Origin of the sequence: Flavobacterium sp. 9AF (assembly GCF_902506265.1) — a bacterium.
Taxonomy (GTDB): Bacteria; Bacteroidota; Bacteroidia; order Flavobacteriales; family Flavobacteriaceae; genus Flavobacterium.
Map to the genome: position 1 here is coordinate 1 of NZ_LR733623.1, position 7617 is coordinate 7617.

At 31.6% G+C, this 7617-nt stretch carries 4 protein-coding genes and 2 pseudogenes; 4 read left to right on the plus strand and 2 right to left on the minus strand.

Going from position 1 to position 7617, the window contains the following annotated elements; all coding sequences use genetic code 11:
- A pseudogene (locus tag HALO113_RS18410) lies at positions 1 to 2613 on the minus strand (hypothetical protein); the annotation flags it as partial.
- A gap of 167 nt (positions 2614 to 2780) precedes the next feature.
- Here HALO113_RS18410 and folE point away from each other — a divergent pair.
- From folE to lgt, 4 genes and pseudogenes are all read left to right on the plus strand, one after another.
- Positions 2781 to 3452, plus strand: coding sequence for a GTP cyclohydrolase I FolE (gene folE / locus HALO113_RS18415; RefSeq protein ID WP_159780607.1), 672 nt, complete (start codon positions 2781 to 2783; stop codon positions 3450 to 3452).
- Positions 3453 to 3677: 225 nt separating this feature from the next.
- Positions 3678 to 5162: a cysteine--tRNA ligase gene (cysS, locus tag HALO113_RS18420; protein ID WP_159780608.1), complete on the plus strand. Its 1485-nt coding sequence runs from the start codon at positions 3678 to 3680 to the stop codon at positions 5160 to 5162.
- Between the two features lie 121 nt (positions 5163 to 5283).
- The gene (yidD, locus tag HALO113_RS18425) at positions 5284 to 5514 is read left to right on the plus strand and encodes a membrane protein insertion efficiency factor YidD (protein ID WP_159780611.1); all 231 of its coding nucleotides are present in this window, start codon (positions 5284 to 5286) and stop codon (positions 5512 to 5514) included.
- Between the two features lie 171 nt (positions 5515 to 5685).
- A pseudogene (gene lgt / locus HALO113_RS18430) lies at positions 5686 to 6578 on the plus strand (prolipoprotein diacylglyceryl transferase).
- Positions 6579 to 6728: 150 nt separating this feature from the next.
- On the opposite strand, the gene HALO113_RS18435 reads toward lgt, so the two are convergent.
- The gene (locus HALO113_RS18435) at positions 6729 to 7418 is read right to left on the minus strand and encodes a hypothetical protein (RefSeq protein WP_159780610.1); all 690 of its coding nucleotides are present in this window, start codon (positions 7416 to 7418) and stop codon (positions 6729 to 6731) included.
- Positions 7419 to 7617: the final 199 nt, after the last annotated feature.

Consider the following 7617-nt stretch of genomic DNA (forward strand, 5'->3'; position numbering starts at 1 on the left):
AATTGAACTAGCAGCCGGTAACATCGTACCCGTTCCGCCTGGCCCTGTATAATAATTCCCTACAGTTAATGCAGGTAAAATATATTCTGTACAAATTGTAACATCTGAAGGTGCGTCGGCTACGGGAGTGGTATTGATAGTAATCGTAAAACTATTTTCATCTGTACAATTTGGAGTTGTACCAGATGCTGCATAAACATATAAAGTTTGTGTTGTAGTTATCACATCCATTGCATTTAACATCGTACCAGTTCCACCAGGTCCTGTATAATAATTTCCAACTGTTAAATTTGGTAATACATAGCTATCACAAACTGTTACGTCTACTGGAGCATCAGCTACTGGAGTAGTATTGATGGTAATGGTAAAAGCGTGCTCATCCATACAATTTGGCGTTGTACTTGTCTCCGCATAAATATATAAAGTTTGGGTCGTATTGATAATATCTGTAGCATTTAACATAGTACCTGTTCCGCCTGGACCTGTATAATAATTACCACTAGTAAGCGATGGCAAAACATAACTATCACAAACTGTTATATCTGAAGGTGTATCAACAACTGGGGTTGGGTATACAGTTACAGTAAAACTATTTTCATCAGAACAATTTGGAGTAGTTCCTGTTTCTGCATAAACATATAGGGTTTGAGTTGTAGTAATCAAACTAGAGGCTGACAACATTGTTCCAGTTCCGCCAGGTCCTGTATAATAATTACCACTAGTAAGCGATGGTAAAACATAACTATCACAAACTGTTACATCTGTGGGTGCATCAGCTACTGGAGTGGTATTTATAGTTATAGTAAAAATATGCTCATCTATACAATTAGGAGTAGTGCCAGATTCCGCATAAATATATAAAGTTTGGGTTGTATTGATAATGTCTGTAGCATTTAACATTGTACCTGTTCCACCTGGACCTGTATAATAATTACCACTAGTAAGCGATGGTAAAACATAACTATCGCAAACTGTTATATCCGAGGGTGTATCAACAACTGGAGTTGGATATACTGTTACTGTAAAACTATTCTCATCAGAACAATTTGGAGTGGTACCTGTCTCTGCATAAACATATAAAGTTTGGCTTGAAGCTATCAAACTATTTGCAGGTAACATCGTACCAGTTCCTCCTGATCCTGTGTAATAAGCACCTGTTGTAAGAGCGGGTAAAACATAACCATCACAAACTGTAACATCACCAAGAGCATCAGCTACTGGAACTGCATTAACAACTAAATTAAATGTTGTTGTATTATAAACTGTAGGATCTGTATTATCCTCTAATCGAACATAAATAACTTGTGGATTACTCGTATTAGCATAAGCAATGGCAGGGGCAGCTAAATCTAATGTCCCTGATATATCATCCGCTCCAGCTTGAGAAGTATGATAACTTACTGTATAATTAGAAGCACTAAGTGATCCTAAAACAACAGCATCTTGAACTGTTAAATCAAAAATTTCTACACCATCATTAGTCACATCGTCACATGCATATAAATCGGAAGGTTGAGTAATGACAACACCACAATTTACTAAAACTTGAAATTCAGTAAATTCTGCACAAGTAGAATTATTAATATCTTCTACTCTAACATAAATATATGTATCCTGTACAGGATTAGGGGTATAACTAGAAGGATTAGATATATAACTTGATACCGTTGTTCCTCCTGAAAACGAATCAAATAAGTCGGTATAAAAGAAAACATTATAATTTGTAAGACTATTCGGACTCACTATTGCTGCGATAACAGAGGTTAAATCAAAAACAGGATTACAGTCGTTCATAGGTCCAACTAAATCAGAAGGGGTATTTAAAACGGGTGGAGAAGAAAAAGCCACCTCTACTTGATCAATAGCTAAATCTGAGCAACCTGGACGAGTAACTCGCACCTCCCAAGTACCGTTTTGATTTACATTTAGTGTATTAGTCGTTGTAGTTGTTTGCAAAAAACCATTTAAATACCATTCATATACTGGAGTACCCGCAGTTGTAGGTGCTTGATTGAATGTTGCTGTTAAAGTAGTATTTGTAATAGTTGTTGAACAATACAACTGATCTGGTCCTAAATCGATACCGCAAACAATATCACAATTTGTTGTGGCTGTAGATGTATTTAAAAGTTCCAATTGAATAGAACCAGGGTCATCAGAAAAATTCGTCACTAAAAGCATATAATATTGGCCTGCAATTACACCATTCATAGAAAAGTTTTCAATTGCTGAAGCAGAATAACTACAAGCTACAATATTATCAACCGTTGCGCCTGGACTATAATCAAATAAATTTGTACAATTAGGAGAAGAAAAAGGTCCCCAAACAATAAAGTCAACATCTTGATTATTATAATTTGGTGGATTATTTCCTTGATGAAGACTAAAATCTAAATTCCCTGATGTACCAATCTGAAAATAAAACCAAGCAGGATTAGGCGCTGAACCCAAACAACCTGGACCTCCGAAACTAGGCACTCCAGTTGTATTAGGAAAAGGAGCTACATTTCCTGAACAAATAGCAGATGCAGTATCACAAGTGGGTGATTGTGAAAAAACATTGTTAAAAGTTAAAATGATAAATAAAATAAAAAAGTGTATTATTTTTTTCATTGGTATAGCAATTTATTTGGCGGTTTATTGTTGTTGTCACAAATTTAACAAAATATTAATTCTATACTAATATTTTCCTTAATAATTAACAATCAAGTCTTTTTTTTATGAGAATTACTTTATCTTTGCACTTCTTAAAAAAAGATTTTATATAAATTGCTATACTAATGATTCAAAACGAGGAATTCCAAGAAGAAATAGGTAATAATCATATTGCAACCAGTGCAGTAACTCCATTAAGAGCAGATGCTTTTGCTATTTCTGATGATGAAAAAATTGAAAGTATAAAAAAAGATGTAGAAAACATTTTGATAACTTTAGGAATGGATTTAACAGACGATAGTTTAAAAGGAACTCCTAATCGAGTAGCAAAAATGTTTGTTAAAGAAATATTTGGTGGATTAAATCCTGCTAAAAAACCTAGTTCTTCTACATTTGAAAACAAATACAAATACAATGAAATGCTCGTAGAAAAAAACATTGTTGTTTATTCTACTTGTGAACATCATTTATTACCTATTGTAGGAAGAGCTCATGTGGCTTATATTTCTAACGGTACCGTTGTAGGTTTGTCTAAAATGAACAGAATTGTAGATTATTTTGCCAAAAGACCTCAGGTACAAGAGCGTTTAAATATTCAAATTGTACAAGAATTACAAAAGGTGTTAGGCACTGAAGATGTTGCATGTGTAATCGATGCAAAACACTTATGTGTAAACTCTAGAGGAATTAGAGATATTGAAAGTAGCACTGTAACAGCTGAGTTTGGAGGGAAATTTAAAGAAGAAAAAACCAGAAGAGAATTTTTAGATTATATTAAATTAGATACTCAGTTTTAATTTTTGGTTAATTAATTCAATACAAGTTTTGAATTAACTATTGACCGTAGCCCTGATAGTAATGAAAATCTTTTTGTAAAAAATAGCCTCTTTTTTTAAAGTTGTAAAAAAGCGACGTAAGAAGCTCTTTTTATAACTTATAAAAATGGTTATTTTTACAAAAAATTGAAATGAATAGCAGGAATAGCTATAAAAAATCAGAATTTATATTAAAGAAAACAAAACATGAAACTATATAAAAGTCAGCCTTTAAAAATATACAATACTCTTACTGGAGAAAAAGAAATTTTCAGTCCTATACATGAAGGAAATATTGGAATGTATGTTTGTGGGCCAACTGTTTACAGCAATGTACATCTTGGCAACGTACGCACTTTTATGAGTTTTGATGTGATTTTCAGATATTTACAACACTTAGATTACAAAGTACGTTATGTTAGAAATATTACTGATGCAGGTCATTTAACCGATGATGGTGATGTGGATAACGACCGTTTTGTGAAGCAATCTCGTTTAGAGAAACTGGAACCCATGGAAATTGTGCAAAAATATACCGTTGATTTTCATAAAGTTTTAGACACCTTCAACTTCTTACCTCCTACTATTGAGCCCACGGCTACTGGACATATTTTAGAGCAAATAGAATTGACTCAAAAATTAATTGAAGAAGGGTTGGCTTATGAAAGTAAGGGTTCTGTTTATTTTGATGTTCAAGCATACAACAAAAAAGGCTTGAATTATGGTGAATTAAGTAACCGTAACATTGACGAACTTTTCGCAAACACGCGTGATTTAGACGGACAATCCGAAAAGAAAAATCCGCAAGATTTTGCGTTATGGAAAAACGCTTCACCTGCTCATATTATGCGTTGGAATTCTCCTTGGGGCGCTGGTTTTCCAGGTTGGCATTTAGAATGTACTGCAATGAGTACTAAGTATTTAGGTGAAACATTTGATATACATGGTGGTGGAATGGATTTAAAATTCCCACATCATGAATGTGAAGTAGCTCAAGCAAAGGGTTGTTTTGGTCATGCTCCTGTAAAAACGTGGATGCATACAAATATGTTAACAATGAACGGTCTTCGTATGAGTAAATCGACTGGTAATTATGTGTTACCGATGGATTTAGTGGAAGGAAATAATACTTTTTTTGAAAAGCAATTTGAACCAAATATCATCCGTTTTTGTTTTTTACAAGCACACTATAGGAGTGTTTTAGATATTTCTAACGAAGCCATGTTGGCCAGTGAAAAAGGCTACAATCGTTTGGTTGAAGCCTATAAATTAATAAAATCTTTACCTGCCAGTGCTTCATCCAGTTTAGCAATTGCTACTTGGAAACAAAGTTGTTATGATGCTATGAATGATGATTTTAACACGCCTATATTAATTGCACAATTATTTGAAGGAGTGCGTTATATTAATTTAGTGAATGATAAAAAAGAAACATTAAGCAGTGAAGACATTACAACTTTACAAGAAACCTTATACGTATTTTTATCTGATATTCTAGGAATTAACTTAGAAGGTTCAGGGAATAACTCTAGTACTGATAAACTTGAAGGTGTTGTAAAAATGCTTATTGAAATGAGAAATGAAGCCAGAGCGAATAAAAACTGGGCCTTATCAGATGAAATAAGAGATCGTTTGGCTGGATTAGGTATTCAGCTGAAAGATGGTAAAGAAGGAACTGGTTTTACGATTTAGTTGTAGGTTTTCTATTGTTTATTATAGATTATATGTTGTAAGTTTAATTCTAACATAATCCTAATTCTTAAACAACATTAAACTATTTTAAACTTTATTAAACATTTTTAAACGCAACACTATTAAACTATTAAAAAAAATACTCATTTTCCCATTTGTCTTCTTGGTTCGGTTTTACCAAGTAGCCATATCTCCTTACACACCTGCTACGTGTAGATTTGAGCCTACATGCTCACATTATACAGTAGAAGCTTTACAAAAACACGGTTTATTTAAAGGCGGTTGGCTTGCAGTAAAACGTATTTTGAGTTGTCATCCTTGGGGAAAAAGTGGTTATGATCCTGTTCCATAAAGAGAGGTTGAAAGATATAAGTTGTAGGTTTCTAATTGAAATCTTTAATTTATTTTAACAACTATAGCAATAATAATATTTATTTTTACCCATCAAAAAAGATAATACAATACGAATTATGCATTAAATATGGTTTGAAATCCTTCAGAAGGTATCGATTTAGGATTTTTCATGGTTCGATATTACAGTTTAATGTTTGTAGTTGCTTTTGGCTTAGGTTGGTACATAATGAAAAGTATTTACACCCGTGAAGGCATCTCTTTAGAAAAACGAGACAAACTTTTTGTTTACACTGTGGTTGCTACACTTTTAGGAGCACGATTAGGACATGTTATTTTTTACCAATCGGAATTATTTCATGACGACCCTATGAGCATTCTATTACCTATAAGCACCAAACCCAGCTTACACTTTACGGGTTTTGCAGGATTAGCGAGTCATGGTGCTGCTATTGCGATTATTATTGTGATGTTTTATTACAGTAGAAAAGTGGTTCATAAACCCATACTTTGGATTTTAGATCGCATTGTTATTCCTGTAGCAGGTGGTGCTATTTTTGTGCGTTTAGGTAATTTCTTTAATTCTGAAATTATTGGAAAACCAACTACGGAAGATAGTTTTATGGCTATGAAATTCATTCGTGGAGAAGAATACAACGGTCCTTTAGGAGAAAGAGCGGTTATGGCAAAAACACAAATGAATACTGCTAACGAAGCGTATAATGTACTGGCACATGATCCTCAATATACTGATTTTTTTTGCGAGTTTTCCTTATCGTTATCCAGCACAATTGTATGAAGCAATGGGATATGTACTTGTTTTTGCTATTTTATTTTATTTTATATGTATTGGAAAACCGATGCTAGAAATAAAGCTGGATTGCTTTTTGGAACCTTTTTATTACTTTTATGGACGGTTCGTTTCTTTGTAGAATATGTAAAAGAAAGTCAAGGTGTTTTGAAAACTATCCTATTTTTGCAGCATTATCTACAGGACAATGGTTGAGTATTACTTTTATTATTGCAGGATTGTATTTTATGTTTAGAGCTAAGAAAACGGTATAACTTTTAAATTTATTTTTATTCTAATATACAAATAAACCACTCGATTGAGTGGTTTATTTTTTTAATACTATTGTTTATTATCCCGCATTCTAAATATAATTAAACAAATTTCCATTACTAAAATGAGGTTACGCGCCTGAACAATCGTGATTAATTAAATATAAATAATTTGGTATTATATTTCTTCGAAGTCAGTTTCATTTTATCAATTAAACATCTCGATATATCATTATAAATTAAATCCTCAAAACTGATTGATTGATTATCTTTTTTTTCACTTAATACATAATTAACATCAGAAATAGTAATATAAAAATCTATACTATACACATAATATCCTCTCAAAAATTCAATATTAATAGAATATAATGGATGAAAATCATTCTTTAACTCTGTAAATCTTGAAACATTCTTTGTTAAATTCGTAGATATTTCAAAACTATTCTTATTGATTTTTATCAAAGGAAAACCGTCAAAACCATAGTCTAAAAGAAACATTTTATTTTTTATTTGATCATATAATAGAATGCTATTAAAATATAAAATAGAATCATCAATTATAGAAACTAATTCTTTTTTTGGTACGATGGCAAACATATAATAATTCCCAATCTTATTAATTTTCATAAAGGTAAATTCTAATTTACTTTCATTATTTAAAAAATTCAATAAATCATTATTTCCCAACTGTTCACTTTCTCTAAAATCAATACCTTTAGTAGATGAGAAATCAATTTTTGTTTTATTGACATCTAGTTTTTTTAATACATCATATAATTTTTCTTGTGCATTGATTTTTATTCCCAAAAAAATAAAACTTAAAATAAATATTTTTCTCATAACTTTCAAAATCTGATAATTGCTTTTGATTCGTTTCTATATAGTTCAACAATTCTTTTAATTCACCCTGCGAATACAACAAAGTAGAAATAAAAAAAAGAATAATTGTGTTTACTAATTTCATTTTATAAAATCTATTGGATTTTGATTATTCTTTTTATCAAATGAGAAATATAAAATATTTTAAAGTATCTTAGGC

Excerpts from the sequence above, each read along its gene's own strand:
- folE (WP_159780607.1), top strand. The coding sequence starts at position 2,781 with ATGATTCAAAACGAGGAATTCCAAGAAGAAATAGGTAATAATCATATT.
- cysS (WP_159780608.1), top strand. The coding sequence starts at position 3,678 with ATGAAACTATATAAAAGTCAGCCTTTAAAAATATACAATACTCTTACT.
- HALO113_RS18435 (WP_159780610.1), bottom strand. The coding sequence starts at position 7,418 with ATGAGAAAAATATTTATTTTAAGTTTTATTTTTTTGGGAATAAAAATC.